Origin of the sequence: Pseudomonas sp. (assembly GCF_037994325.1) — a bacterium.
Lineage (GTDB): Bacteria > Pseudomonadota > Gammaproteobacteria > Pseudomonadales > Pseudomonadaceae > Aquipseudomonas.
The window spans coordinates 1-3,280 of sequence record NZ_JBBNAH010000567.1 but is presented as its reverse complement, the minus strand read 5'-3'; the positions used below and the strand labels follow the sequence as shown (position 1 = coordinate 3,280).

General features: G+C 62.1%; 3 protein-coding genes. All 3 read right to left on the bottom strand.

The annotated features are described in order from the left end of the window. Positions 1-591 (bottom strand): hypothetical protein (locus AAAB16_RS19030; protein ID WP_340664738.1); only part of this gene is annotated, 591 nt, incomplete at its 3' end. Positions 592-693: 102 nt separating this feature from the next. Beyond that, positions 694-2,496 (bottom strand): hypothetical protein, encoded by a 1,803-nt coding sequence (locus AAAB16_RS19025; RefSeq protein ID WP_340664737.1) that lies wholly within the window; start codon positions 2,494-2,496, stop codon positions 694-696. Positions 2,497-2,602: 106 nt separating this feature from the next. Continuing rightward, a partial coding sequence (locus AAAB16_RS19020) for a 3'-5' exonuclease (RefSeq protein WP_340664736.1) occupies positions 2,603-3,280 on the bottom strand: 678 nt, incomplete at its 5' end.

Sequence of the window (3,280 nt, the reverse complement as noted above, 5' to 3'; positions counted from 1 at the left end):
CATTTCCGCCGCGTCCCAGTGCTGTTGCAGGGCCATAAAGTGCTCTTTACCGGCTTCCACAAAACGCTGTTCGTTAAACCAGCTTGGCGCATTGATCACTGGCGCGGCCGCTGCAGCGCTGCTGCCACCGCCGAAGATCGAGTTGGCCGCTGGCATAACCGGTTGGTTGGCCGGCAGGTCACGTTGCATCGGTGGAGTGAAACCACCCGCAGCAGCCGGTTGACCAGCGTTTTGCTGACGACGGCGCGCGGCGATAAAGCGGAAGATCACAAAGGCGATGAGGCCAATAATCAGGAAGTCAAAGATCTGCATGCCCTGGAAGCCGCCGCCCATAAACATCGAGGCGAGCAGGCCGCCAGCGGCGAGGCCGGCCAACGGGCCCAACCAACGGGACATGCCGCCAGCCGCCGCAGGTGTAGCAGCCGCTTTACCCGGTGCTGCGGCCTGGCTGGCCGGCGGGGTAGCTTGACGGGTTTGATGGGTAGGCGCGGAGCCGAAGGATTTACCGCCGCCCATGCGTTTTGCATTGGCGTCGAGGCTGAGCGTCAACGCTACGCAGAGCATCATGGCCAGGCTGATGAAACGCTTCATGGTTCGCAACTCTCTTAAATGGATTCAACGCGCGCCATGTTGCACAGGGCGCTCCACGATGACCAGCGGCAGAATGTTTCCGGATTTATGCCCTGCGCCCATTTAGGTAGCAGGACCGCAGCCGGGTCTGACGCGCAAGTGATGATCTTTACGTAGGACAATGCTGTCCGGCTTGCCGTTCACGTAGTCGAAGTTGCGACTGAACCAGGCGGCGGATTCGACCAGGGTCGCGTCAATCGGCGGCACCGCGAGTTCCCAGTCGGGGTCGTCGGCGAGGCGGCAGCCGGCGCTGAGCTGATAACGCGGGGCATCGTCGTCCACTCCGGGCGCTTGCGGCTCCGGTTGGAACGGCATGCTGAGCAGCAGCAAACCCTTGGTGCCCCAGTTCACCGACTGGAATAGCAGCTCGTCGCCGCGAATATCCACCAAGCCAGGGCCGACCCGCTCGAAGCCGTAGGGCTGGGTTTTGATCAACACCCCGCGGCTACGCTGGTACACCCAGCCGGGCTTGCTGGTGTCCAGCGCGGTGGCGGGGTAGGCAATGGTTTCCAAGTGGTCCAGGCGCAGCTTGCCGGTGGCGTTGGAGTACGCATGGAACAGCTCATAGGCGCCTTCGCCCCGCGCATTGATCAGCGCCTGCCCTTCACCAATAGGAACCACCTCACGCAAGCGCAGGTCTTCGCCACCCTCGCCGGCAATCGCGCGGTTAACGGTTTGGCCCTGGCGCAACTGGTAGAGCACCTGCTCAACCGGCGCCGTAGCGTGTTGTGGGCGGTAGGCAAAGCGCAGCTCTTCCACTTGCCACTGCGGGCCGTTGACGATTACCCGGGTTTTTGCCGGCAGCACGCAGCGTTGCTGGCGCATGGCCGGGGTAATGCCGGGGTAGGTGTCGTTCAGGCAGATGTCTTCGGCCATCACGCGGGTACTAGGGTAGGGCTCTTTGCCTGCGCCCAAGCGCGGGTTGGCGTTGTTTGGGCAGGCGGCCGGCTGCGGGTCGATGGTGTCGTGCTGGTCCTCCACAGCCGGGCTGGCGGCGTCAACCGTGTTACCTGGTCGGCGGCCCAGGTCCGCCTCACGCATTTCCACGTACCAGCGCTCCAGAGCGGGGCGCGGCAGTTGCTGGGCGGTTTTCAAGCGCAGCGTTGGCGGGTCGCCGGCAGCCAGCTCGAAGTGGCGATCAAACCAGGCTGGCCCGTCCTGAAAGCGCAGGTATTCCAGGGTCGATTCCTGCATCCGCGCATACACCAGGGGGTGAGTGAACTCGAACTGCGGTAGCGCGAAACAGGCCTTGGGCAATTGCAGTTCGGCGACCTGTTTGCCCCGGCTGATGCTCACCGCATGAATGGTCGACGCCGGCCCGTGGTAGCCCTCTTCGGCCAGAAGGGCGAGGTCACCGCGCACATCCAGCAGTACCCCTGGCCCGATATCCACCGTGCGCAGCGGATTGATCTGCACCAGATGCAGATGATTTTCCTGCTGCACCGAAAACCAGCCAGGCAGGCGCGCGTCGGTCATCCAGTTTTGCGTCAGATCACGAATCAGCGCCTGACCGCGCAGGCGCTCGTCTTGCACATATAAACGGGCTAGTTCGTAGTTGCCGCTGGTGCGGTACAGCACCAGGGCGTCATTGGGGCCGGCGCTGACGGCATCAAACACGGTGGTCAGTCGGGCATCTTCTTCACTGGCGCCAAAGGCCTTGCCGAGCTTTTCATCGCTGAGTTTGCGACCGTTCATGCGCAACGTGATGGTTACTTCTTCGCGCAGCGAACCGGTATTCCAATCGCGGTTATGGCTGACCGTGCGCTCGACGCTCAGCGCCGGGCCGTCATTGCTGAACCAGCCGGCGCAGGCGTGCAGAGGAACGAGAAGACAGGCAAGCAGAGCCAATAGAGGAGTGAAGCGCACGTTGAGATTCCCTTCGCCATGCCACGTTTACGATGAGGCCTTGGTGCGCACGGCGCACCCTAGCCAATGTTGAGCTATGTAGGTGTGCTGTGCGTACCAAACGATGTCAAAGGGGTTCGAGCTTGGCGTAGCCCATCATCAACCACTTGCTGCCTTCGGCGGCGAAGTTCACTTGCACCCGTGCCTGGGCGCCAGCGCCTTCGAAGTTGAGAATCACGCCTTCGCCAAACAAGGCGTGCTTTACCGCCTGGCCCAGGCGGAATTCGGTTTCCGGTACTTCGGCGTTGGCAAACATGCTGCTGGTGTTGGCGCCCTTGTTGCTGTTGCCGTACGGGCGGCTGACGCTATTAGACAGGCGCACTTCCTGAATCAACGCCGGCGGCACTTCGCGCACAAAGCGCGAGACTTTGTTGTAGGTCTCGCTGCCATACAGGCGACGGGTTTCGGCGTAGGTCAGCACCAGGTTTTGCATGGCGCGAGTAATACCGACGTAGGCCAGACGCCGTTCTTCTTCAAGGCGGCCGGGCTCTTCCAGACTCATCTTGTGCGGGAACAGCCCTTCCTCCATGCCCACCAAAAATACCAGGGGAAATTCCAGACCTTTGGCACTGTGCAGGGTCATCAGCTGCACGCTGTCTTCGTGTTCATCAGCCTGGGTGTCGCCGGCTTCCAACGAGGCGTGGCCGAGAAAGGCGGCGAGCGGGCTGAGGTCGTCTTCGTCGTTGTTCTCGAAGTTACGCGCGGCGCTGACCAATTCCTCAAGGTTTTCCACCCGGGCCTGGCC